Consider the following 23,258-nt stretch of genomic DNA (forward strand, 5'->3'; position numbering starts at 1 on the left):
GGAGGTAGGCCCCTTGCTAGATGTGAACAATTTTGAGTATATGAACATCGGTCTCGCATCACCTGATAAAATCCGTTCTTGGTCTTTTGGTGAAGTGAAAAAGCCTGAAACGATTAACTATCGTACACTGAAACCTGAAAAAGATGGTCTCTTTTGTGAACGTATCTTCGGACCGCAAAAAGACTGGGAATGTCATTGTGGAAAGTATAAACGCGTTCGTTATAAGGGTGTTGTATGTGACCGTTGTGGTGTAGAAGTAACACGGGCAAAAGTCCGTCGTGAGAGAATGGGGCATATCGAACTGGCTGCCCCAGTTTCCCACATTTGGTATTTCAAAGGTATCCCAAGCCGTATGGGTCTTGTTCTTGATATGTCACCACGTGCATTAGAAGAAGTGATTTACTTCGCTTCATACGTTGTGACAGATCCGGGCAACACACCGCTTGAGAAGAAACAACTTCTTTCTGAGAAGGAATTCCGTGCTTATTTAGATAAATACGGTAATACATTCCAAGCAGCTATGGGTGCAGAAGCAATCAATAAACTTCTTCAAGATATCGATCTTGTAAAAGAAGTAGATGCACTGAAAGAAGAGCTGAAAACTGCTCAAGGACAGCGTCGTACACGTGCGATTAAACGCCTTGAAGTGCTAGAAGCCTTCCGTAACTCAGGAAACAAACCATCATGGATGATTCTTGATGTACTTCCGGTTATTCCGCCAGAATTACGTCCAATGGTTCAACTTGATGGTGGACGTTTTGCTACTTCTGACTTAAACGACCTTTATCGTCGTGTCATCAACCGTAACAATCGTCTGAAACGTTTATTAGATCTTGGCGCGCCAAGCATCATCGTTCAGAACGAGAAGCGTATGCTTCAAGAAGCTGTCGATGCCTTGATTGATAATGGACGTAGAGGCCGACCAGTAACAGGACCAGGTAACAGACCATTGAAATCTCTTTCTCATATGCTGAAAGGGAAACAAGGACGTTTCCGTCAAAACTTGCTTGGTAAACGTGTTGACTATTCTGGACGTTCCGTTATCGTCGTAGGACCACATTTGAAAATGTATCAGTGTGGACTTCCGAAAGAAATGGCTCTTGAATTATTCAAACCATTCGTGATGAAGGAGCTTGTTGAAAAAGGTTTAGCTCACAACATCAAGAGTGCGAAGCGTAAAATTGAGCGCGTGCAGCCGGAAGTATGGGATGTTTTAGAATCAGTGATTCGCGAGCACCCAGTCTTACTAAACCGTGCACCGACTCTTCACAGACTTGGTATTCAAGCGTTTGAACCTACACTTGTGGAAGGACGCGCAATTCGTCTGCATCCACTTGTATGTACAGCCTACAACGCTGACTTTGACGGTGACCAAATGGCGGTTCACGTACCATTATCTGCTGAGGCTCAAGCTGAAGCTCGTATCTTAATGCTTGCTGCTCAAAACATTTTGAACCCGAAAGATGGAAAACCTGTTGTTACGCCATCTCAGGATATGGTGCTTGGTAACTACTACCTTACACTTGAGCGTAAAGGTGCTATCGGAGAAGGTATGGTCTTCAAAGATACTAACGAAGCCCTTATAGCTTATCAAAATGGGTATGTGCATCTTCATACACGTGTAGCTGTTGCAGCTAACTCGTTGAAGAATGTGACATTCACTGATGAACAGCGTTCTAAATTGTTGATTACAACAGTTGGAAAACTAATCTTTAACGAAATCTTACCGGAATCATTCCCTTACATGAATGAGCCGACAAAGAGCAATATTGAAGAAAAAACGCCTGACCGCTTCTTCCTTGAAAAAGGTGAAGATGTCAAAGCTGCGATTGAGAAACAAGAAATTAATGCGCCGTTCAAAAAAGGTATTTTAGGTAAAATCATTGCGGAAATCTTTAAGAGATTCCATATCACTGAGACATCTAAAATGCTTGACCGCATGAAAAATCTTGGTTTCAAATACTCTACTAAAGCGGGTATTACGGTTGGGGTGTCTGATATCGTCGTATTAGATGATAAACAGAAGATCCTTGAAGAAGCGCAAGCAAAAGTAGATAACGTCATGAAGCAATTCAGACGTGGTTTGATTACTGAAGAAGAGCGTTACGAGAGAGTCATTTCGATCTGGAGTTCTTCTAAAGATGTCATCCAAGGTAAACTGATGAAGTCCCTTGATGAAGTCAACCCAATCTACATGATGAGTGACTCTGGAGCGCGTGGTAACGCATCTAACTTCACTCAGCTGGCTGGTATGCGTGGTCTGATGGCCAACCCGGCTGGACGTATCATTGAACTTCCGATCAAATCTAGTTTCCGTGAAGGTTTAACCGTATTAGAATACTTTATTTCCACTCACGGAGCGCGTAAAGGTCTTGCCGATACAGCCCTTAAAACAGCTGACTCAGGTTACCTCACGCGTCGTCTCGTTGACGTTGCACAGGATGTCATCATCCGTGAAACAGATTGCGGTACAGACCGTGGAATCTTGGCGAAGTCCATTAGAGAAGGAAATGAAATTATTGAGAAACTTGAAGAACGTCTAATTGGACGTTTTGCAAGAAAACCAATTGTTCATCCTGAAACGGGCGAAGTCATGGTCGACGAAAACGAGCTAATTGATGAAGATAAAGCACTTGAAGTAGTCGAAGCAGGGATTGAGGAAGTATGGATCCGTTCTGCATTTACATGTAACACGCCTCATGGTGTATGTAAACGATGCTACGGCCGTAACCTTGCAACTGGCACTGACGTTGAAGTCGGTGAAGCAGTTGGAATCATCGCTGCTCAATCAATCGGTGAGCCAGGAACACAGCTTACAATGCGTACGTTCCACACCGGTGGGGTAGCAGGAGACGATATCACACAAGGTTTACCTCGTATCCAAGAGCTATTTGAAGCGCGTAATCCGAAAGGGCAAGCGACGATTTCTGAAATTGATGGTGTCGTTGCTGAAATTAACGATGTTCGTGACAAGCAGCAGGAAATTGTGGTTCAAGGCGACGTTGAAACTCGTTCTTACACAGCTCCTTACAATGCGCGTCTGAAAGTTGTTGAAGGTGACAAAGTCACTCGTGGTCAAGTACTGACAGAAGGTTCGATCGATCCGAAAGAACTTCTTAAAGTGACTGATATGACAGCTGTTCAAGAATATCTGCTTCATGAAGTACAAAAAGTATACCGTATGCAAGGGGTAGAGATCGGAGATAAGCACGTTGAGGTAATGGTTCGCCAAATGCTTCGTAAAGTGCGTGTCGCTGATGCAGGGGATACAGATGTATTACCAGGCACACTTCTTGATGTACATCAATTCACTGAAGCGAACAAAAAAGTACTATTCGAAGGAAAGCGTCCTGCAACAGGCCGCCCAGTTCTTCTTGGTATTACAAAAGCATCGCTTGAAACAGACTCATTCTTGTCTGCGGCATCCTTCCAAGAAACGACTCGTGTCCTAACAGATGCGGCGATCAAAGGAAAACGTGATGAACTGCTTGGCTTGAAAGAGAATGTTATCATCGGTAAACTTGTTCCAGCTGGAACAGGAATGCCAAACTACCGTAAAGTTAAGCCGGTTTCACAAGTGCAGCCGTCTGACGATATGGTTCCTGTAGAGTAATCTTTCTCGTGAGATTCCTATAAAATCATCAAAAAATGGTGAAGGATGTCAAGATAATCTGTCATATGATATTGACATCCTTCTGCCATGATGATAATATAACCAAGGTGCTCAAAATAAAACCTGTTACTTTGGAGGATATTCGATGTCTTATGATAAAGTATCACAGGCCCAATCCATTATTATTGGTACGAAGCAAACAGTAAAAGCTCTGAAACGAGATTCAGTAAAGGAAATCGTCGTAGCGAAAGATGCTGATCCTGCTTTAACAGCTAGTGTAACAAAACTAGCGCAAGAGAAGGGTGTAGACATTTTAGTGGTAGATTCCATGAAAAAGCTCGGCAAAGCCTGCGGAATTGAAGTTGGAGCAGCAGCTGTTGCCATTATGTTATAGCGTACTTGTTTTGTTTTTGCATGTGTAAATGCAAAAGCATTGTTTTTTGCCTTTTAATGAACCACCTGGGTATGTGGGTTATAAAAAAAGCAACGAAGGGAGGAATAACAACATGCCTACAATTAATCAGCTAATACGCAAAGGACGCGTGAGTAAAGTTGAAAACTCAAAGTCTCCTGCACTTAACAAAGGATACAACAGTTTCAAAAAAGAGCACACTAACGTAACATCTCCACAGAAGCGCGGGGTTTGTACTCGTGTCGGCACAATGACACCGAAAAAACCAAACTCAGCACTACGTAAATATGCTCGTGTACGTTTGTCTAACCTGATTGAGGTAACAGCTTACATTCCTGGTATCGGACATAATCTACAAGAGCACAGTGTAGTACTTATCCGTGGCGGACGTGTAAAAGACTTACCGGGTGTACGTTACCACATCGTTCGTGGTGCGCTTGATACTGCCGGAGTTGACGGTCGTATGCAAGGACGTTCTAAATACGGAACAAAACGCCCTAAACAAAGTAAATAATACAAACAAACATAAGGGTTTTTAGAAGTTGATATCAGATCAGTGGAGTCAGGCAACTGACAATGATATTGAGATGAGAGACAGATAGAAATCCTTTTAAATGAGAAGGGAGGCTATCAGATGCCACGTAAAGGTCCTGTAGCAAAAAGAGACGTATTGCCAGATCCAATTTACAATTCTAAACTTGTATCTCGTTTGATCAACAAAATGATGATCGACGGTAAAAGAGGAAAGTCACAAACAATTCTCTACAAGTCATTTGATATCATCAAAGAACGTACTGGTAATGAAGCGATGGAGGTTTTCGAACAAGCCTTGAAAAACATCATGCCAGTTCTTGAAGTTAAAGCACGTCGTGTAGGTGGAGCTAACTACCAAGTTCCTGTAGAAGTTCGCCCAGACCGTCGTACTACTTTAGGTCTTCGCTGGTTAGTAAACTACGCTCGTCTTCGTGGAGAAAAAACGATGGAAGAGCGTCTTGCTAACGAAATCCTTGACGCAGCTAACAACACTGGTGCTGCTGTTAAGAAACGTGAAGATACACACAAAATGGCAGAAGCGAACAAAGCATTCGCTCACTACCGCTGGTAGGATTTATACCAAACTAAAAAAACTATTCCCTAATAAGGAAGGAGAAATTACCCAATGGCAAGAGAGTTCTCCTTAGACAAAACTCGTAATATTGGTATCATGGCTCACATCGATGCTGGTAAAACGACAACGACTGAGCGTATCTTATACTACACTGGTCGTATCCATAAAATTGGTGAAACTCACGAAGGAGCTTCCCAAATGGACTGGATGGAGCAGGAGCAAGAACGTGGTATTACAATCACTTCTGCTGCTACTACAGCACAATGGAAAGGTTACCGTGTAAACATCATCGATACACCAGGACACGTAGACTTCACTGTTGAAGTTGAACGTTCTTTACGTGTACTTGACGGTGCGGTAGCGGTTCTTGATGCACAATCAGGTGTAGAGCCACAAACTGAAACAGTTTGGCGCCAAGCAACAACTTACGGAGTACCTCGTATCGTATTCGTTAACAAAATGGATAAAACCGGTGCGGACTTCCTTTACTCTGTAAGCACATTAAGAGATCGTCTTCAAGCGAACGCTCATGCAATTCAATTGCCGATCGGCGCTGAAGATCAATTCGAAGGAATCATCGACCTTGTAGATAACGTAGCATACTTCTACGAAGATGACCTTGGAACTCGCTCTGATGCACAAGAAATCCCTGCTGAGTATAAAGACAAAGCTGAAGAGCTTCGCAACAGCCTTATTGAAGCTGTCGCTGAGCTTGATGAAGAGCTTATGGAAAAATACCTTGAGGGTGTAGAAATTACAATTCCTGAATTGAAAGCTGCAATCCGTAAAGGAACGTTGAATGTTGAATTCTACCCAGTTCTTGTTGGATCTGCTTTCAAAAACAAAGGTGTTCAGCTTGTACTTGATGCTGTGCTTGATTACCTTCCTGCACCAACTGATGTTGCTGCAATCAAAGGTATCCTGCCAGATTCAAATGAAGAGGTTGTTCGTGAGTCTACTGATGACGCACCATTCTCAGCTCTTGCATTTAAAGTTATGACTGACCCTTATGTTGGGAAACTAACTTTCTTCCGCGTATACTCTGGAACACTTGCTTCAGGTTCATACGTGAAGAACTCTTCTAAGAACAAGCGTGAGCGTGTTGGACGTATCCTTCAAATGCACGCAAACAGCCGTGAAGAAATCTCTACTGTATATGCAGGGGATATCGCAGCAGCTGTTGGTCTTAAAGATACATCTACTGGTGACACTCTTTGTGACGAGAAAGATACTGTTATCCTTGAGTCTATGGAATTCCCAGAGCCAGTTATCGATGTAGCCATCGAGCCTAAATCAAAGGCTGACCAAGATAAAATGGGTATCGCTTTAGCTAAACTAGCTGAAGAGGATCCAACATTCCGTACACAAACAAACCCTGAAACTGGTCAAACGATCATCTCTGGTATGGGTGAGCTTCACCTTGATATCATTGTTGACCGTATGAAGCGTGAGTTCAAGGTGGAAGCTAACGTAGGTGCTCCTCAAGTTGCGTACCGTGAAACATTCCGTTCTGGTGCAAAAGTTGAAGGTAAATTCGTACGTCAGTCTGGTGGACGTGGTCAGTTCGGACACGTTTGGATCGAATTCGAACCAAACGAAGAAGGCGCAGGCTTCGAATTCCAAAATGCAATCGTCGGTGGGGTTGTTCCACGTGAATACATTCCAGCAATTCAAGCAGGTCTTGAAGATTCACTTGAAAATGGTGTATTAGCTGGATTCCCATTAATCGACATCAAAGCAAAATTATTTGATGGATCTTACCACGATGTTGACTCGAACGAAATGGCGTTTAAAATTGCTGCATCTATGGCATTGAAAAATGCTGTCAGCAAATGTAACCCAGTTCTACTTGAGCCAATGATGAAAGTGGAAGTCGTTATCCCTGAAGAATACATGGGAGACATCATGGGTGATATCACATCTCGTCGTGGACGTGTAGAAGGTATGGAAGCTCGCGGTAACGCTCAAGTTGTTCGCGCAATGGTTCCACTTTCTGAAATGTTCGGATATGCAACTTCACTCCGTTCTAACACACAAGGACGCGGTACTTTCACTATGCATATGGATCACTACGAAGAAGTGCCTAAGAGCATCAGTGAAGAAATCATCAAAAAAAATAAAGGTGAATAATTGATTTTGCCTTTAAACTAAAGTATAACTACTATTGAAGATCAGAAAGTGAGAGATAACTCTTCACTTTCTATCACTCTATACCAAATACAATGAACCTTTAAGGAGGATTTTTAGAATGGCTAAAGAAAAATTCGACCGTTCCAAATCGCATGCTAACATTGGTACAATTGGACACGTTGACCATGGTAAAACAACTCTAACTGCTGCTATCTCAACAGTTCTTCATAAGAAGTCTGGTAAAGGATCAGCTATGGGATATGACCAAATCGATGGTGCTCCAGAAGAGCGCGAGCGTGGAATCACAATCTCAACTTCACACGTCGAGTATGAAACAGACACTCGTCACTATGCACACGTAGACTGCCCAGGACACGCTGACTACGTTAAAAACATGATCACTGGTGCTGCTCAAATGGACGGCGCGATCTTAGTAGTATCTGCTGCTGATGGTCCAATGCCACAAACACGTGAGCACATCCTACTTTCTCGTAACGTAGGTGTTCCATACATCGTAGTATTCCTTAACAAATGTGACATGGTTGACGATGAAGAGTTACTTGAACTTGTTGAAATGGAAGTTCGTGACCTTCTTTCTGACTATGACTTCCCTGGTGATGATGTACCAGTTATCAAAGGTTCTGCTCTTAAAGCTCTTGAAGGAGATGCTGATTACGAAGCAAAAATCTTTGAACTTATGGATGCGGTTGATGAGTACATCCCAACTCCAGAGCGTGACACTGAGAAGCCATTCATGATGCCAGTTGAGGATGTATTCTCAATCACTGGTCGTGGAACTGTTGCTACTGGTCGTGTTGAGCGTGGACAAGTTAAAGTCGGTGACGAAGTTGAAATCATCGGTCTTCAAGAAGACAATGGTAAAACAACTGTTACAGGTGTTGAAATGTTCCGTAAGCTTCTTGACTATGCTGAAGCTGGTGACAACATCGGTGCACTACTTCGTGGTGTATCTCGTGAAGATATCCAACGTGGTCAAGTACTTGCTAAACCAGGTACAATCACTCCACATAGCCGTTTCAAAGCTGAAGTTTATGTACTTTCTAAAGAAGAGGGTGGACGTCATACTCCATTCTTCGCTAACTACCGTCCGCAGTTCTACTTCCGTACAACTGACGTAACTGGTATCGTACATCTTCCAGAAGGTACTGAAATGGTAATGCCTGGCGATAACACTGAGATGGAAGTTGAACTTATCTCTACTATCGCTATCGAAGAAGGAACTCGTTTCTCTATCCGTGAGGGTGGACGTACTGTAGGTTCTGGCGTCGTTTCAAATATCATTAAGTAATAAACATATAAAAGAGACTCCTTGCAAAAGGGTCTCTTTTTTTGCTTTTCCAGATCAGAACGGCTACTATAAGCTATAGAATCTAAATGGAACCGAGAGGATCACTGGAATGGCGAAGACATATTTGAAGAAATGGTTAATCGGCGGGGTTGACCAATGGATTATGATCAAAGAAGATCACACTAGTGAAGCGAAGCCTGTTCTTTTATTTTTACACGGTGGGCCCGGTTCCGCTCAAATCAGCTATATCGACTCATTTCATGAGGAACTTAATCACGATTTTACAGTTGTTCATTGGGATCAGCGTGGCGCGGGACTCTCCTATCAAAAGAATCCCTCCGATACTTCCATGACCATTCGGCAATTTATTGAAGATACGATTGAACTGACAGAGAAAGTCCTTTCATATCTAGGTCAATCAAAATTGTACATCGCCGGATATTCGTGGGGGTCATTAATCGCCATACAAGCAGTACATAAGCGCCCAGATCTATATCATGCTTATTATGGAATTAGTCAGGTAGTAGATGTAATAAAAGAAGATAGTGTGTCGTACGAGCTTCTTTTGGAGAAATACGAAAGAAATCGGTTGTTTACTTGGTGCCTGCGATTACTGACGCCTCCTCCGTGGAAACGAATATCAGCTCATGCTCTGTTCTCTCTATATAAAGAGCTCGGAAGCGTAGGTCTCACACATAGGTGGAAGCCGCTTATTCAAATGCTGCGCGGGTTTCTTTTTAGTAAGGAATATCAGCTCAAAGATAAGTGGAATTTCCTTAAAGGACAGATGCTTAGTCAGGACATTCTATGGGATGAATTGATGAATGAGAGCATTGAATACCGAGTTTCTACTATATTAATACCTTGTTACTTTATCATTGGTGAATATGACATGATTACACCAGCTGCTGTATCAAAACCTTATGTTGAGCAATTAACAGCACCAGTCAAAGAATGGTTCACCTTTAAAGAATCTGCACATTCCCCGCATCTAGAAGAGCCAGAAGAATTTATCCGTACCATAAAAAAGACGGCTGTACATCATCTTCAGGGAAAGCTTGATTTATAGGCTGAACCCCTGTATAATATGAAAAGTGTGCAAATCATAAATTTATCCGATTTATTATTGCAACACGCAGGCCAATTTGGTACAATAGTGCATGTTGGTCTTTGACTGCGATGAAGTGAGAGGTTGCTGACACACCCGGCCGCTTTGCCATGGCAAGGTGATCAGGTTTTTCTCACGGAGAACTGTCTAACGTAAGTAGGCGAAAAGGAGGGAAAATAATGGCAAAACAAAAAATTCGTATTCGTTTAAAAGCATATGATCATAGAATTCTTGATCAATCTGCTGAGAAGATTGTTGAAACGGCTAAGCGTTCTGGTGCTAGTGTATCTGGTCCAATCCCGCTTCCAACTGAAAAATCAGTTTACACAATCCTTCGTGCGGTGCATAAGTACAAAGATTCTCGTGAGCAATTTGAGATGCGTACTCACAAACGTCTAATCGACATCGTGAATCCAACTCCACAAACAGTTGATGCACTTATGCGTTTAGATTTACCATCTGGTGTAGATATCGAAATCAAACTTTAATTCAAATAGAAAACACATATTATAGGAGGTGTGACTAATGACCAAAGGAATCTTAGGTAGAAAAATTGGTATGACGCAAGTATTCGCAGAAAACGGTGATCTTATCCCTGTAACTGTTGTTGAGGCTGCTGCTAACGTTGTTCTTCAAAAGAAGACTGCTGACACGGATGGCTATGAAGCAATCCAAATCGGTTTTGACGACAAACGTGAAAAGCTTTCTAACAAACCAGAGAAGGGCCACGTTGCTAAAGCGGAAACTGCTCCTAAGCGCTTCGTAAAAGAATTACGCGGTGCGGAGTTAGATGCGTATGAAGTTGGTCAGGAAGTCAAAGTTGATATTTTCGCAAATGGAGATATCGTAGATGTAACAGGAACATCAAAAGGTAAAGGATTCCAAGGGGCTATCAAGCGCCACGGACAATCACGCGGACCAATGACTCACGGTTCACGTTACCACCGTCGTCCTGGTTCAATGGGACCTGTTGATCCAAACCGAGTGTTCAAAGGTAAACTTCTTCCGGGTCGTATGGGCGGAGAGCAAATCACTGTCCAAAACCTTGAGATCGTTAAAGTTGATGCGGAACGCAATCTTCTATTGATCAAAGGAAATGTACCAGGAGCTAAAAAATCTCTAGTAACTGTAAAGAGTGCAGTTAAATCTAAATAACTCTCTTAGGAAAGGAGGAAACAAGTCATGCCAAAAGTAGCATTATTTAACCAAAACGGTTCTACTAACGGTGAAATCGAATTAAACGCTTCTGTGTTTGGAATTGAGCCAAACGAAAGCGTAGTATTCGATGCTATTCTTATGCAAAGAGCTTCCTTACGTCAAGGAACTCACAAAGTAAAAACTCGTTCTGAAGTACGTGGCGGAGGTCGTAAGCCTTGGAGACAGAAGGGTACTGGTCGTGCTCGTCAAGGTTCTATCCGTTCACCACAATGGCGCGGAGGCGGTATCGTATTCGGTCCAACACCACGCAGCTATTCATATAAATTACCTAAAAAAGTTCGCCGCTTGGCTATCAAGTCAGTATTGTCTTCTAAAGTAATCGACAACAACATCATCGTTCTTGAAGATCTGACTCTTGATGCAGTGAAAACGAAAGAATTCGCAGGCATCCTTAAAGGATTATCTGTCGAGAAGAAAGCGTTGATCGTCACTGCGGATGCAAACGAAACAGTTGCTTTATCTGCTCGTAACATCCCTGGAGTAACAGTTGTTGAAGCTAACGGTATCAACGTTCTTGACGTTGTCAACCACGAGAAACTTCTGATCACTAAAGCAGCGGTTGAAAAAGTAGAGGAGGGACTTGCATAATGAAAGATCCTCGTGATGTTCTAAAGCGCCCTATCATTACTGAACGTTCTGCTGATCTAATGACAGAGAAGAAGTATACGTTCGAAGTTGATGTCAGAGCTAACAAAACAGAAGTGAAAGACGCTGTTGAAGAAATCTTTGGAGTGAAAGTTGAGAAAGTCAACGTTCAAAATTACAAAGGAAAATCTAAACGCGTTGGACGCTACACTGGTATGACTAGCCGTCGCAGAAAAGCGATCGTGAAATTAACTGCTGACAGCAAAGAAATCGAAATTTTTGAAGCGTAAATCTTAAAAAGAAGGAGGGAAATTCAAAATGGCGATTAAAAAGTATAAACCAACCAGTAATGGTCGTCGTGGCATGACTACTTCAGATTTTGCTGAAATCACGACTGACAAACCAGAAAAATCGTTGCTTGCGCCGCTTCACAGAAAAGGCGGACGTAACAACCAAGGTAGAATGACTGTTCGTCATCAAGGTGGCGGTCATAAACGTCAATACCGTATCATTGACTTTAAACGTGATAAAGACGGTATACCTGGACGCGTTGCTACAATCGAGTATGATCCAAACCGTTCAGCGAACATCGCTCTTGTAAACTATGCAGATGGTGAGAAACGTTACATTCTTGCTCCTAAAGGAATCCAAGTTGGTACTGAAGTTACTTCTGGACCAGAATCTGACATCAAACCAGGTAATGCTCTTCCACTTATCAACATCCCAGTTGGTACAGTTGTGCATAACATTGAATTAAAACCAGGTAAAGGTGGACAATTAGTTCGTTCTGCTGGTACTTCTGCTCAAGTTCTTGGTAAAGAAGGTAAATACGTTCTTGTACGTTTGAACTCAGGAGAAGTTCGTATGATTCTTTCTGCTTGCCGTGCGACTATCGGTCAAGTTGGAAACGAGCAACACGAATTAATTAACATCGGTAAAGCTGGACGTTCACGCTGGAAAGGCGTACGCCCAACAGTTCGTGGTTCTGTAATGAACCCTAACGATCACCCACACGGTGGTGGTGAAGGACGCGCTCCAATCGGACGTAAATCACCAATGTCTCCATGGGGCAAACCGACTCTTGGATTCAAGACTCGTAAGAAAACCAACAAGTCTGATAAATTCATTGTACGTCGTCGTAAAAACAAGTAACGGGGTTGTCTACGGTTCATTTAGGACCGTAGTTCAATCACGAAGGGAGGTTCCACAATGGCTCGCAGCTTAAAAAAAGGACCATTTGTTGATGATCATTTGATGGCTAAAGTCGAGAAATTGAATGAAACTGACAAAAAGCAAGTCGTAAAAACTTGGTCTCGTCGTTCTACAATTTTCCCACAATTCATCGGTCACACAATCGCTGTCTATGACGGACGCAAACATGTACCTGTTTTCATTTCTGAAGATATGGTAGGTCACAAATTGGGCGAATTCGCACCAAGCCGTACTTACAAAGGTCATGCTAGTGACGATAAAAAAACAAGACGCTAATGAGAGGAGGCTTTTAAATGCAAGCTAAAGCTGTCGCAAGAACAGTCCGTATTGCTCCTCGTAAAGCACGTCTAGTAATGGACCTGATCCGAGGTAAGCAAGTAGGAGAAGCAGTTTCTATCTTAAACCTTACACCTAAGGCTGCTTCACCAATTATTGAAAAAGTATTAAAATCTGCTATCGCAAATGCTGAGCACAACTACGAGTTGGACGCTAACAGCCTAGTGATTACTCAAGCATTCGTTGACGAAGGTCCAACACTTAAGAGATTCCGTCCACGTGCTATGGGTCGTGCGAGCGCAATTAACAAACGTACTAGCCACATTACAATCGTTGTATCAGAAAAGAAGGAGGGATAATCCGTGGGTCAAAAGGTAAATCCAGTAGGTCTTCGTATTGGCGTCATTCGTGATTGGGAATCTAAATGGTTCGCAGGAAAAGATTACGCTGACTTCTTACATGAAGACTTGAAAATCCGTGAATTCATCAGCAAGCGTTTGTCTGACGCGTCTGTTTCTAAAGTAGAAATCGAACGTGCTGCAAACCGCGTAAATATCACAATCCACACGGCTAAACCAGGTATGGTAATTGGTAAAGGCGGATCTGAAGTTGAAGCACTTCGTAAAGCTCTTAACAGCCTAACTGGCAAACGTGTACACATCAACATTCTTGAAATCAAAAGAGCAGATCTTGATGCTCAGCTAGTTGCTGAAAACATCGCTCGTCAACTTGAAAATCGTATTTCATTCCGTCGTGCACAAAAACAAACAATCCAACGCACAATGCGTGCTGGAGCACAAGGAATCAAAACAATGGTTTCTGGTCGTCTTGGCGGTGCAGATATTGCTCGTTCTGAATATTACAGTGAAGGTACTGTTCCGTTGCACACACTTCGTGCTGACATCGACTATGCTACTGCTGAAGCTGACACTACTTATGGTAAGCTTGGCGTAAAAGTATGGATCTATCGTGGAGAAGTCCTTCCAACTAAGAAGAATACTGCGGAAGGAGGAAAATAATATGTTATTGCCAAAACGCGTGAAGTATCGCAGAGAACATCGTGGAAAAATGCGTGGTCGTGCAAAAGGTGGTACTGAAGTACATTTCGGTGAGTACGGTATCCAAGCTCAAGAAGCTTCTTGGATCACGAACCGCCAAATCGAAGCTGCTCGTATTGCTATGACTCGTTACATGAAACGTGGCGGTAAAGTTTGGATTAAAATTTTCCCTTCTAAGCCATACACAGCTAAACCTCTAGAGGTCCGCATGGGTTCCGGTAAAGGTGCTCCAGAAGGATGGGTAGCTGTAGTAAAACCAGGCAAAGTTTTATTTGAAATTTCTGGTGTGTCTGAAGAAGTTGCTCGTGAAGCTCTTCGTCTTGCATCTCACAAATTGCCAATTAAAACGAAGTTCGTAAAACGTGAAGAAATTGGTGGTGAATCAAATGAAAGCTAATGAAATTCGTGACCTTACCACTGCTGAAATTGAACAAAAAGTAAAGTCTCTTAAAGAAGAACTTTTCAATCTTCGTTTCCAATTAGCGACTGGGCAACTTGAAAACACTGCTCGCATTCGTGAAGTGCGTAAATCAATCGCACGCATGAAAACTGTGATTCGTCAAAGAGAAATCGCTGCTAATAAATAATAATTAGAGGGGAGGCCCCGCAAACATGAGCGAACGTAACCAACGTAAAGTGTATCAAGGTCGTGTTGTTTCTGACAAAATGGATAAAACCATCACTGTTGTAGTTGAAACATACAAAAAGCATTCACTTTATGGCAAACGTGTAAGATACTCTAAGAAGTTCAAAGCACATGATGAAAACAACCAAGCAAAAATCGGAGACATCGTAAAGGTCATGGAAACTCGTCCTTTATCTGCGACTAAACGCTTTCGTCTAGTTGAAGTTGTCGAAGAAGCCGTTATTATCTAATAAAGTTCGGATTTCTTTTTCCGAAAGGAGGTAACATTAATGATTCAACAGGAGACTCGTTTAAAAGTAGCTGACAACTCTGGCGCACGCGAAGTACTAACGATTAAAGTTCTTGGTGGCTCTGGACGTAAGACGGCTAACATCGGTGATGTCATTGTTTGTACGGTTAAACAAGCAACACCAGGAGGCGTTGTCAAAAAAGGTGAAGTTGTGAAAGCAGTTATCGTTCGTACAAAGAGCGGAGCTCGCAGAAACGATGGATCTTACATCAGCTTCGATGAAAATGCATGTGTCATTATCCGTGACGACAAGAGCCCACGTGGAACTCGTATCTTCGGACCAGTAGCACGTGAACTTCGTGAAAACAACTATATGAAAATTGTTTCTCTAGCACCAGAAGTACTTTAATGAATACAATCCGCGACTCAAGGAGGTGCGATTAAATGCATGTTAAAAAGGGCGATAAAGTAGTGGTTATCTCTGGTAAAGATAAAGGTAAACAAGGAGTCATCCTTGCTGCTTTCCCTAAGAATGACCGTGTTTTAGTAGAAGGTATTAACCTTGTGAAAAAACACTCTAAACCAACCCAAGCTAACCCTCAGGGCGGAATTTCTGAACAAGAAGCGCCGATCCACGTATCAAACGTAATGCCGCTTGATCCTAAAACGGGTGAAGTGACACGTGTTGGGTATAAAGTTGAGGACGGAAAGAAAGTCCGTGTAGCGAAAAAATCTGGGCAAGTTCTAGATAAATAGTAAATAAGGAAGGGAGGTCTTTCTCATGAACCGCCTTAAAGAAAAGTATGTAAAAGAAATTACACCTGCATTAGTTTCTAAGTTTGAATACAAATCAGTAATGCAAGTGCCAAAAATCGAAAAAATCGTGATCAACATGGGTGTTGGTGACGCCGTTCAAAACGCTAAAGCAATCGATACTGCTGTTGAAGAATTAACGTTTATCGCTGGTCAAAAACCTGTCGTTACTCGTGCGAAGAATTCTATTGCTGGATTCCGTCTACGTGAAGGAATGCCAATCGGTGCGAAAGTAACACTTCGCGGAGAGCGCATGTACGATTTCCTTGATAAACTTATTTCTGTATCTTTACCACGTGTACGTGACTTCCGCGGGATTTCTAAGAAATCTTTCGACGGTCGTGGAAACTACACGCTTGGTATTAAAGAACAGTTAATCTTCCCAGAAATTGATTACGATAAAGTAACAAAAGTCCGCGGTATGGATATCGTTATCGTTACGACTGCCAATACGGACGAAGAAGCACGTGAGTTATTAACTCAAGTAGGTATGCCGTTCCAGAAATAATCAATGAAAGGGAGGCGAAATCGTGGCTAAAAAGTCTATGATTGCGAAACAACAACGCAAACAAAAGTTTAAAGTTCAAGAGTATACGCGCTGCGAACGTTGTGGACGTCCACATTCAGTAATTCGCAAGTTTAAACTTTGCCGTATTTGTTTCCGCGAACTTGCATATAAAGGACAAATTCCTGGCGTTAAAAAAGCCAGCTGGTAATCCCCATAAATGGGAAGGAGGTTATTAAATAATGGTTATGACAGATCCGATTGCAGATTTGCTGACTCGTATTCGCAATGCGAACATGGTACGTCATGAGAAGCTAGAAGTACCGGCTTCCAAAATCAAAAGAGAAATTGCTGAAATCTTAAAGCGTGAAGGTTTTATCCGTGACGTTGAATATGTTGAAGACAGCAAACAAGGAATTATTCGTATGTTCCTTAAATATGGCCAAAACAACGAACGTGTTATCACTGGTCTAAAAAGAATCAGTAAACCTGGTTTACGTGTATATGCGAAATCAAATGAAGTACCACGTGTACTTAACGGACTTGGAATCGCAATTATTTCTACATCACAAGGTGTTTTATCGGACAAAGAAGCCCGTGCTAAACAAGCTGGTGGAGAAGTACTTGCTTACGTATGGTAAAAAAAGTTTAAGATGAATGGAGGTGCTTGGTATGTCTCGTATAGGTAAAAAACTAATCGAGATCCCTTCAGGAGTTACTGTGACAAACAACGATAACACAGTGACAGTAAAGGGACCAAAAGGTGAACTAACTCGTACATTTCACCCTGATATGGAAATTAAAATTGAGGACAGCGTCTTAACTGTAAGCCGTCCGTCTGATCATAAAGAACACCGTGCATTACATGGTACAACACGTAGCTTAATTGCAAACATGGTTGAAGGTGTATCTAAAGGTTTCGAAAGAGGTTTAGAACTTATCGGTGTCGGTTACCGTGCAGCTAAATCTGGAAACAAACTTGTTCTTAACGTTGGATACTCTCATCCAGTTGAAATCGTTCCTGAGGATGGAGTTGAAGTCGAAGTTCCATCTCAAACGAAAGTAGTCATTAAAGGTATCGATAAAGAGCGTGTGGGAGCTCTAGCTTCTAACATCCGCGCTGTCCGTTCTCCAGAGCCTTACAAAGGTAAAGGAATTCGTTACGAAGGTGAATTCGTTCGCCGTAAAGAAGGAAAAACTGGTAAGTAAGATCGCTTAATGTGAAGAAAGGAGTGACTCGGATGATTACGAAAACTAGTAAAAACGCTACTCGTCTTAAAAGACACGCTCGTGTTCGTGCGAAACTTTCAGGTACTGCTGAAAGACCTCGCCTTAACGTTTTCCGTTCTAACAAGAACATCTACGCTCAAGTAATTGATGATGTTAACGGTGTAACACTTGTAAGTGCTTCTACTCTTGATAAAGATTTAAAGATCGAGAATAGTTCTGACGCTGCAGCTGCTACTAAAGTTGGCGAACTTGTTGCAAAACGTGCTGTTGAAAAAGGAATCTCTAACGTGGTATTTGACCGCGGAGGATACTTATATCATGGACGTGTAAAAGCTCTAGCTGAAGCTGCTCGTGAGGCTGGACTTAAATTTTAATAAAAGAAGGAGGGACACATCCGAATGAGTCGTATTGACCAAAGCAAATTAGAGTTAGAAGAACGCTTAGTTACGGTTAACCGCGTAGCGAAAGTTGTTAAAGGTGGACGTCGTTTCCGTTTTGCAGCTTTAGTTGTTGTCGGTGACAAAAACGGTCATGTAGGTTTCGGTACTGGTAAAGCACAAGAAGTACCAGAAGCGATCCGCAAAGCTGTTGAAGATGCGAAAAAGAATTTAATTGAAGTACCAATGGTTGGAACTACAATTCCACATGAAATCATCGGTCGATTCGGTGCAGGAAACGTTCTATTGAAGCCTGCTTCAGAAGGTACAGGAGTTATCGCTGGAGGCCCAGTGCGTGCGGTTCTTGAGCTTGCTGGTCTAGCTGATATCCTTTCTAAATCTCTAGGTTCTAATACACCGATCAACATGATCCGCGCAACACTTCAGGGTTTAAGTGAACTTAAACGTGCTGAAGACGTTGCGAAGCTTCGTGGAAAATCTGTAGAAGACCTGTTAGGATAAGGAGGGAACATTAATGGCAAATAAATTAGAAATTACCCTCAAACGCAGTGTAATCGGTCGCCCAGAAGATCAGCGTGTCACTGTTCGTACTCTTGGTCTTAAGAAAACAAACCAAACAGTCGTACATGAAGACAATGCAGCGATCCGCGGCATGATTAACAAGGTGTCTCATTTAGTTTCTGTTAAAGAACAATAAAACATTTTTAATCGATAAGGAGGTGCCCAAATGAAACTTCATGAATTGAAGCCTTCAGAAGGTTCACGTAAAGTACGCAACCGTGTTGGTCGTGGTATTGGATCAGGTAACGGTAAAACTTCTGGTAAAGGTCATAAAGGTCAAAACGCTCGTTCTGGCGGCGGTGTACGCCCTGGTTTCGAAGGTGGTCAGATGCCTTTATTCCAACGTCTTCCAAAACGTGGTTTTACAAACATCAACCGTAAAGATTACTCGGTAATCAACTTAGACAGATTAAACAGTTTTGACGAAGGAACGGAAGTAACTCCTGAACTTCTTCTAGAGACTGGTGCAATAAGCAAGTTAAAAGCAGGAGTAAAAATTCTTGGCAACGGTAAATTAGAAAAAAAATTAACTGTAAAAGCCAATAAATTCTCTGCTTCTGCTAAAGAAGCGATTGAAGCTGCTGGCGGTACAGCCGAGGTGATCTAACTTGTTTAAGACAATCTCCAATTTTATGCGCGTGAAAGATATACGGAATAAGATTATATTCACTCTTTTAATGTTAATCGTCTTTCGTATAGGTGCTTTCATCCCTGTGCCTAATGTGAACGCCGAAGTTCTCCAGGCACAGGATCAAATGAGTGTTTTCGGGATCCTCAACACGTTTGGGGGCGGGGCACTTTTCCAATTCTCCATTCTTGCAATGGGGATTATGCCGTATATCACTGCTTCGATCATCATTCAGCTCTTGCAGATGGATGTTGTTCCGAAGTTCACTGAGTGGTCAAAGCAAGGAGAGGTTGGCCGCCGAAAATTAGCACAATTCACAAGGTATTTTACAATTGTTCTAGGTTTTATCCAGGCGTTAGGAATGTCATATGGATTCAACAATATGGCAGGAGGCATGCTGATTGAAAACCCAGGTGTTTCAACGTACCTCTTAATTGCGGTCGTACTCACTGCGGGAACAGCATTTTTAATGTGGCTGGGAGAGCAGATTACTGCTCACGGTGTTGGTAACGGTATTTCGATTATTATCTTTGCCGGTATCATCGCAGGTATCCCTCAAACATTAAAACAAGTGTACGCTCAGCAATTTGTAGGTGGAGATGGACAGCTGTTCATGCAAATCCTGAAAATTGCCCTTATTGTCATTGCTATTCTTGTCATTGTTGTCGGTGTTATTTACATTCAAATGGCAGTGAGAAAGATTGCGATTCAATATTCAAAAGGAACTGGCCGTGCACAAATGTCTGCTAGTCAAGCAACGCACCTTCCATTGAAAGTGAATCCAGCAGGGGTGATTCCAGTCATCTTTGCCGTTTCATTCATTATTACTCCGCAGACGGTCGCATCGTTCTTCGGAACCAATAATGTGACAACTTGGATAACCAACAACTTTGACTATACTAAGCCAATCGGTATGACGATTTATGTAGCACTGATTGTTGCTTTCACATATTTTTATGCCTTTGTCCAAGTGAATCCTGAACAAATGGCTGAAAATCTGCAAAAGCAGGGTGGCTATATCCCGGGAGTTCGTCCAGGGAAAATGACTCAAGATAGAATTACGAGCATTTTGTACCGACTCACGTTCGTGGGCGCCATTTTCTTAGCCGTGATTTCAATACTTCCTATCTTTTTCATTCAATTCGCTGGATTACCTTCCGCTGCACAAATTGGTGGCACAAGTCTTCTCATTGTTGTAGGTGTTGCACTTGAAACAATGAAACAGCTTGAAAGCCAATTAGTGAAACGAAACTACCGTGGATTTATGAAATAAAACAGAGGGCTGGGCTCCTGCCCAACCTCTCTAAGTAAGGAAGGGGAAATCCGAAATGAACTTAGTCTTAATGGGGCTTCCGGGTGCTGGTAAAGGCACTCAGGCAGAACGAATTGTTGATGATTATGGGATCCCTCATATCTCAACAGGAGATATGTTCCGCGCTGCTATGAAAGAGGAGACACAACTTGGGCTCGAAGCAAAATCCTTTATCGATAAAGGAGAGCTTGTTCCTGATGAGGTCACAATCGGTATTGTTAGAGAAAGACTTGGCAAAAATGATTGTGAACAAGGTTTTCTTCTGGACGGATTTCCGCGAACAGTCGCTCAGGCTGAAGCTTTAGAAGACATTCTAAAGGACCTTGGCAGAACGATTGATTATGTCATTAATATTAAAGTCGATAAAGATGCTTTGATGGAGCGTCTGACTGGCCGAAGAATTTGCAAAAATTGCGGAGCAACCTATCATTTAGTATTCAATCCACCTGCGAAAGAAAATGTTTGCGATAAGTGTGGAGGCGAGCTTTATCAACGTGCAGATGATAATGCAGAAACCGTTTCGACTAGACTTGAAGTAAACTTAAAGCAGACTGAACCTTTACTGAACTTCTATTCAGAAAAAGGATATCTTGCAAACATTGATGGTGCAAAACACATTAACGATGTATATGCAGATATCAAGGACCTGCTTGGGGGATTAAATAAATGATTATCTGTAAAACTCCTCGCGAGCTTGAGATTATGAGAGAAGCTGGACGCATTGTCGCACTGACTCATGAAGAGCTGAAGAAACATATAAAACCAGGTATTTCGACAAAAGAATTGGATCAAATTGCCGAACGTTTTATTACAAAGCAGGGTGCAATCCCATCTTTTAAAGGGTATAATGGTTTTCGCGGGAGCATTTGCGTTTCGGTGAATGAAGAACTCGTTCACGGTATTCCTGGTAAACGGGTTTTACGTGATGGTGACATCATTAGTATCGATATTGGCGCAAAGTTAAATGGCTATCATGGTGACTCTGCTTGGACTTATCCAGTTGGGGTAATCAGTGATGAAGACCGCAAACTACTGGAAGTCACAGAGGAATCTCTATATAAAGGCTTACAGGAAGCAAAGCCAGGCGAACGTCTGTCGAACATTTCCCATGCCATACAAACGTATGTAGAAAACGAGAATTTCTCAGTTGTTAGAGAATATGTTGGACATGGGGTCGGACAGGATCTTCATGAGGACCCTCAAATTCCTCATTATGGTCCGCCCAACAAAGGCCCGCGGCTAAAACCTGGAATGGTGTTGGCCATCGAACCGATGGTGAACGCAGGCAGCCGATATGTGAAAACATTGGCTGATAACTGGACGGTTGTAACGGTTGATGGGAAAAAGTGTGCTCACTTTGAGCATACGATTGCGATTACAGATACAGGTTTTGATATACTGACTAAGATTTAGGTCTTCACTGAAGCCTTTCAGGCCCAAATCGGGCAGGTTGTCTGTATAGTCCAAAGGAAAGAACAAGATCAGTATACAGGTGTCATCGGCATGTTCGGTGTTGACCATGTACTAATCGCAGACGGAGAAAAGCGTAAATTTCATTCTCCTAAGAAAAAATATCAATCATATAACCTTTTATGGTTGCGTATCTCCGGAAGTTCAGAACAGTATATTCAAAACAGGTCGGGTGATAGATGGACAATTGAGATGAACTCATTTGGACATTTGTCAGAGAGCAAGTTACTGATTTGAAGAAGGGAGAACACTTGAATGGCGAAAGACGATGTAATTGAAGTGGAAGGTACTGTAGCAGAAACTTTGCCAAATGCAATGTTCAAAGTTGAACTAGAGAATGGTCATACAGTTTTGGCTCATGTATCAGGAAAAATCCGTATGCACTTCATTCGCATTTTACCTGGAGACAAAGTTACGGTAGAATTATCTCCATATGACTTAACTCGTGGTAGAATTACGTACCGTTACAAATAAAGCAACTCCGGAAGAAGGAGGTTGGAAACACATGAAAGTGAGACCATCTGTTAAACCTATCTGTGAAAAATGTAAAGTTATTCGCAGAAAAGGAAAAGTAATGGTGATCTGTGAAAACCCAAAACATAAACAAAAACAAGGCTAATAACAAGGAGGTGCCCAAATCATGGCTCGTATTGCTGGTGTAGATATTCCACGTGATAAACGTGTTGTCATTTCTTTAACATATGTTTTTGGAATTGGTCGTACGACTGCGCAACAAGTCCTTAAAGAAGCAGGTGTTTCTGAAGACACTCGCGTTCGCGATCTAACTGAAGACGAACTTGGTAAAATCCGTGATATCATTGACAAACTTAAAGTAGAAGGTGACCTTCGTCGTGAAGTTTCACTTAACATTAAGCGTCTAATTGAAATCGGAAGCTACCGCGGAATCCGTCATCGTAGAGGACTTCCTGTTCGTGGACAAAACACAAAAAACAACGCGCGTACTCGTAAAGGTCCGCGTCGTACTGTAGCTAACAAGAAAAAATAAGTAAAGGAGGTAGTTAAAGAATGGCTGCTGCTCGTAAACAAAATACGCGTAAACGTCGCGTGAAAAAGAATATTGAAGCTGGAATCGCTCATATTCGTTCCACTTTCAACAACACGATTGTAACGATTACTGATGTTCATGGAAACGCAATTTCTTGGTCAAGTGCTGGTGCATTAGGATTCAGAGGTTCTCGTAAATCTACTCCTTTCGCTGCACAAATGGCTGCTGAAACTGCTGCTAAAGGTTCTATCGAACATGGTCTTAAAACACTTGAAGTAACTGTTAAAGGTCCTGGTTCTGGTCGTGAAGCTGCAATTCGTGCACTTCAAGCTGCAGGTCTTGAAGTTACTGCAATCAGAGACGTAACTCCAGTTCCTCATAACGGATGCCGTCCACCAAAACGTCGCCGCGTGTAATTTGTTTGTATAGAT

35 protein-coding genes and 1 pseudogene are annotated in these 23,258 nt (G+C 42.2%); all 36 read left to right on the plus strand.

What is annotated here, in order from left to right; all coding sequences use genetic code 11:
- The first annotated feature begins 13 nt into the window (after nt 1-13).
- A complete protein-coding gene (gene rpoC, locus MHI33_RS00695; protein WP_065097640.1) occupies nt 14-3,613 on the plus strand; it encodes a DNA-directed RNA polymerase subunit beta' in 3,600 nt (1,199 codons plus the stop codon).
- A 145-nt stretch (nt 3,614-3,758) separates the two neighbouring features.
- Nucleotides 3,759-4,007, plus strand: coding sequence for a 50S ribosomal protein L7ae-like protein (locus tag MHI33_RS00700; protein ID WP_003216985.1), 249 nt, complete (start codon nt 3,759-3,761; stop codon nt 4,005-4,007).
- Between the two features lie 112 nt (nt 4,008-4,119).
- The gene (rpsL, locus tag MHI33_RS00705; protein ID WP_003216962.1) at nt 4,120-4,539 is read left to right on the plus strand and encodes a 30S ribosomal protein S12; all 420 of its coding nucleotides are present in this window, start codon (nt 4,120-4,122) and stop codon (nt 4,537-4,539) included.
- A 120-nt stretch (nt 4,540-4,659) separates the two neighbouring features.
- A complete protein-coding gene (gene rpsG / locus MHI33_RS00710) occupies nt 4,660-5,130 on the plus strand; it encodes a 30S ribosomal protein S7 (RefSeq protein ID WP_003216884.1) in 471 nt (156 codons plus the stop codon).
- A 54-nt stretch (nt 5,131-5,184) separates the two neighbouring features.
- Entirely contained in the window at nt 5,185-7,263 is a 2,079-nt protein-coding gene (gene fusA, locus MHI33_RS00715; RefSeq protein ID WP_340908330.1) for an elongation factor G, read from the plus strand.
- A gap of 118 nt (nt 7,264-7,381) precedes the next feature.
- Nucleotides 7,382-8,572 (plus strand): elongation factor Tu, encoded by a 1,191-nt coding sequence (gene tuf, locus MHI33_RS00720; RefSeq protein ID WP_044139653.1) that lies wholly within the window; start codon nt 7,382-7,384, stop codon nt 8,570-8,572.
- A gap of 109 nt (nt 8,573-8,681) precedes the next feature.
- On the plus strand, nt 8,682-9,641 hold the full coding sequence (locus MHI33_RS00725; RefSeq protein WP_044139652.1) for an alpha/beta fold hydrolase: 960 nt from the start codon (nt 8,682-8,684) through the stop codon (nt 9,639-9,641).
- Nucleotides 9,642-9,859: 218 nt separating this feature from the next.
- Complete coding sequence (gene rpsJ / locus MHI33_RS00730) at nt 9,860-10,168, plus strand: 30S ribosomal protein S10 (protein ID WP_003156464.1); 309 nt, start codon at nt 9,860-9,862, stop codon at nt 10,166-10,168.
- Nucleotides 10,169-10,205: 37 nt separating this feature from the next.
- Nucleotides 10,206-10,835, plus strand: coding sequence for a 50S ribosomal protein L3 (gene rplC / locus MHI33_RS00735; protein ID WP_003217069.1), 630 nt, complete (start codon nt 10,206-10,208; stop codon nt 10,833-10,835).
- 27 nt (nt 10,836-10,862) lie between these two features.
- Nucleotides 10,863-11,486: a 50S ribosomal protein L4 gene (gene rplD / locus MHI33_RS00740; RefSeq protein WP_003217216.1), complete on the plus strand. Its 624-nt coding sequence runs from the start codon at nt 10,863-10,865 to the stop codon at nt 11,484-11,486.
- Nucleotides 11,486-11,773, plus strand: coding sequence for a 50S ribosomal protein L23 (gene rplW, locus MHI33_RS00745; RefSeq protein ID WP_003217016.1), 288 nt, complete (start codon nt 11,486-11,488; stop codon nt 11,771-11,773). Before rplD ends, rplW begins: the two co-directional genes overlap by 1 nt.
- A gap of 28 nt (nt 11,774-11,801) precedes the next feature.
- A complete protein-coding gene (rplB, locus tag MHI33_RS00750; protein ID WP_003217065.1) occupies nt 11,802-12,635 on the plus strand; it encodes a 50S ribosomal protein L2 in 834 nt (277 codons plus the stop codon).
- Between the two features lie 57 nt (nt 12,636-12,692).
- Nucleotides 12,693-12,971, plus strand: coding sequence for a 30S ribosomal protein S19 (gene rpsS, locus MHI33_RS00755; protein ID WP_003216920.1), 279 nt, complete (start codon nt 12,693-12,695; stop codon nt 12,969-12,971).
- A 17-nt stretch (nt 12,972-12,988) separates the two neighbouring features.
- Nucleotides 12,989-13,330: a 50S ribosomal protein L22 gene (gene rplV / locus MHI33_RS00760; RefSeq protein WP_007496316.1), complete on the plus strand. Its 342-nt coding sequence runs from the start codon at nt 12,989-12,991 to the stop codon at nt 13,328-13,330.
- Between the two features lie 3 nt (nt 13,331-13,333).
- Complete coding sequence (gene rpsC / locus MHI33_RS00765) at nt 13,334-13,990, plus strand: 30S ribosomal protein S3 (RefSeq protein ID WP_003217241.1); 657 nt, start codon at nt 13,334-13,336, stop codon at nt 13,988-13,990.
- 1 nt (nt 13,991) lies between these two features.
- A complete protein-coding gene (gene rplP / locus MHI33_RS00770; protein ID WP_003217039.1) occupies nt 13,992-14,426 on the plus strand; it encodes a 50S ribosomal protein L16 in 435 nt (144 codons plus the stop codon).
- Nucleotides 14,416-14,616, plus strand: a complete 201-nt coding sequence (gene rpmC / locus MHI33_RS00775) for a 50S ribosomal protein L29 (RefSeq protein WP_003217155.1) — start codon at nt 14,416-14,418, stop codon at nt 14,614-14,616. Before rplP ends, rpmC begins: the two co-directional genes overlap by 11 nt.
- Nucleotides 14,617-14,641: 25 nt before the next feature.
- Nucleotides 14,642-14,905, plus strand: a complete 264-nt coding sequence (gene rpsQ / locus MHI33_RS00780) for a 30S ribosomal protein S17 (protein WP_003216906.1) — start codon at nt 14,642-14,644, stop codon at nt 14,903-14,905.
- Nucleotides 14,906-14,944: 39 nt separating this feature from the next.
- Nucleotides 14,945-15,313: a 50S ribosomal protein L14 gene (gene rplN / locus MHI33_RS00785; RefSeq protein ID WP_003216882.1), complete on the plus strand. Its 369-nt coding sequence runs from the start codon at nt 14,945-14,947 to the stop codon at nt 15,311-15,313.
- Between the two features lie 35 nt (nt 15,314-15,348).
- Nucleotides 15,349-15,660: a 50S ribosomal protein L24 gene (gene rplX, locus MHI33_RS00790; RefSeq protein ID WP_003217151.1), complete on the plus strand. Its 312-nt coding sequence runs from the start codon at nt 15,349-15,351 to the stop codon at nt 15,658-15,660.
- Between the two features lie 25 nt (nt 15,661-15,685).
- Complete coding sequence (gene rplE, locus MHI33_RS00795) at nt 15,686-16,225, plus strand: 50S ribosomal protein L5 (RefSeq protein WP_340908335.1); 540 nt, start codon at nt 15,686-15,688, stop codon at nt 16,223-16,225.
- A 22-nt stretch (nt 16,226-16,247) separates the two neighbouring features.
- Nucleotides 16,248-16,433: a 30S ribosomal protein S14 gene (gene rpsN / locus MHI33_RS00800; RefSeq protein WP_008356542.1), complete on the plus strand. Its 186-nt coding sequence runs from the start codon at nt 16,248-16,250 to the stop codon at nt 16,431-16,433.
- A 31-nt stretch (nt 16,434-16,464) separates the two neighbouring features.
- Nucleotides 16,465-16,863, plus strand: coding sequence for a 30S ribosomal protein S8 (gene rpsH / locus MHI33_RS00805; RefSeq protein ID WP_003217040.1), 399 nt, complete (start codon nt 16,465-16,467; stop codon nt 16,861-16,863).
- A 31-nt stretch (nt 16,864-16,894) separates the two neighbouring features.
- A complete protein-coding gene (gene rplF / locus MHI33_RS00810) occupies nt 16,895-17,431 on the plus strand; it encodes a 50S ribosomal protein L6 (protein WP_126741734.1) in 537 nt (178 codons plus the stop codon).
- A 32-nt stretch (nt 17,432-17,463) separates the two neighbouring features.
- Nucleotides 17,464-17,826: a 50S ribosomal protein L18 gene (gene rplR / locus MHI33_RS00815; protein WP_012008708.1), complete on the plus strand. Its 363-nt coding sequence runs from the start codon at nt 17,464-17,466 to the stop codon at nt 17,824-17,826.
- Between the two features lie 24 nt (nt 17,827-17,850).
- Nucleotides 17,851-18,351, plus strand: a complete 501-nt coding sequence (gene rpsE, locus MHI33_RS00820; RefSeq protein WP_003217179.1) for a 30S ribosomal protein S5 — start codon at nt 17,851-17,853, stop codon at nt 18,349-18,351.
- Between the two features lie 13 nt (nt 18,352-18,364).
- Entirely contained in the window at nt 18,365-18,547 is a 183-nt protein-coding gene (gene rpmD / locus MHI33_RS00825; RefSeq protein ID WP_003217067.1) for a 50S ribosomal protein L30, read from the plus strand.
- Nucleotides 18,548-18,577: 30 nt separating this feature from the next.
- Nucleotides 18,578-19,018 carry a 50S ribosomal protein L15 gene (rplO, locus tag MHI33_RS00830; RefSeq protein WP_340908339.1) on the plus strand — a complete coding sequence of 147 codons (441 nt, stop codon included), beginning with the start codon at nt 18,578-18,580 and terminating at the stop codon, nt 19,016-19,018.
- Nucleotide 19,019: 1 nt separating this feature from the next.
- On the plus strand, nt 19,020-20,312 hold the full coding sequence (gene secY, locus MHI33_RS00835) for a preprotein translocase subunit SecY (RefSeq protein ID WP_044139651.1): 1,293 nt from the start codon (nt 19,020-19,022) through the stop codon (nt 20,310-20,312).
- Nucleotides 20,313-20,367: 55 nt separating this feature from the next.
- Complete coding sequence (locus tag MHI33_RS00840; RefSeq protein ID WP_012008711.1) at nt 20,368-21,021, plus strand: adenylate kinase; 654 nt, start codon at nt 20,368-20,370, stop codon at nt 21,019-21,021.
- Complete coding sequence (map, locus tag MHI33_RS00845; protein ID WP_003217210.1) at nt 21,018-21,764, plus strand: type I methionyl aminopeptidase; 747 nt, start codon at nt 21,018-21,020, stop codon at nt 21,762-21,764. Before MHI33_RS00840 ends, map begins: the two co-directional genes overlap by 4 nt.
- A gap of 27 nt (nt 21,765-21,791) precedes the next feature.
- Nucleotides 21,792-22,099 (plus strand): annotated as a pseudogene (locus tag MHI33_RS00850) (KOW domain-containing RNA-binding protein).
- A complete protein-coding gene (gene infA, locus MHI33_RS00855) occupies nt 22,077-22,295 on the plus strand; it encodes a translation initiation factor IF-1 (protein WP_003217190.1) in 219 nt (72 codons plus the stop codon). Before MHI33_RS00850 ends, infA begins: the two are co-directional and overlap by 23 nt.
- A gap of 31 nt (nt 22,296-22,326) precedes the next feature.
- The gene (rpmJ, locus tag MHI33_RS00860) at nt 22,327-22,440 is read left to right on the plus strand and encodes a 50S ribosomal protein L36 (protein ID WP_003156543.1); all 114 of its coding nucleotides are present in this window, start codon (nt 22,327-22,329) and stop codon (nt 22,438-22,440) included.
- Between the two features lie 21 nt (nt 22,441-22,461).
- A complete protein-coding gene (gene rpsM, locus MHI33_RS00865) occupies nt 22,462-22,827 on the plus strand; it encodes a 30S ribosomal protein S13 (protein WP_003217023.1) in 366 nt (121 codons plus the stop codon).
- A gap of 20 nt (nt 22,828-22,847) precedes the next feature.
- The gene (rpsK, locus tag MHI33_RS00870; protein ID WP_003217231.1) at nt 22,848-23,243 is read left to right on the plus strand and encodes a 30S ribosomal protein S11; all 396 of its coding nucleotides are present in this window, start codon (nt 22,848-22,850) and stop codon (nt 23,241-23,243) included.
- Nucleotides 23,244-23,258: the final 15 nt, after the last annotated feature.

The organism is Bacillus sp. FSL K6-2971 (assembly GCF_038006405.1).
Classification (GTDB): Bacteria; Bacillota; Bacilli; order Bacillales; family Bacillaceae; genus Bacillus; species Bacillus pumilus.